Origin of the sequence: Microseira wollei NIES-4236, assembly GCF_020521235.1 — a bacterium.
Taxonomy (GTDB): Bacteria; Cyanobacteriota; Cyanobacteriia; order Cyanobacteriales; family Aerosakkonemataceae; genus Microseira; species Microseira wollei.
Map to the genome: position 1 here is coordinate 1 of NZ_BLAY01000676.1, position 273 is coordinate 273.

The window sequence follows — 273 nt, forward strand, 5'->3', positions numbered from 1 at the left end:
CAGGTGTTTATAGCGGATTGCCGCCCCATGAGGTACATGAGGGAAACTCAAGCAGACAAGCAAGACAAGGGAGAAAAGGGAGATGAGGAAGACTCTTGAACTAGAAGAAATTTCTTCCCCATCTTCCTCATCTTCGTTATGCTGTGCCTGACCCAGGCAATCTGCTGTATCGGTGAGGTATTGATGGGCGGGGTTTTGGGGCACGGCAGCGAAGTCTTTTGATCGGGTAGAGAGATGGTTGATGCCGTGCCCCTACAGATCGTGGGTGTGGCG

At 52.0% G+C, this 273-nt stretch carries 1 protein-coding gene; it reads right to left on the reverse strand.

Annotated elements, in window-relative coordinates; all coding sequences use genetic code 11:
* On the reverse strand, window positions 1–204 hold a 204-nt coding region (locus MiSe_RS50220; protein WP_226595107.1), incomplete at its 3' end, for a hypothetical protein.
* Window positions 205–273 lie beyond the last annotated feature (69 nt).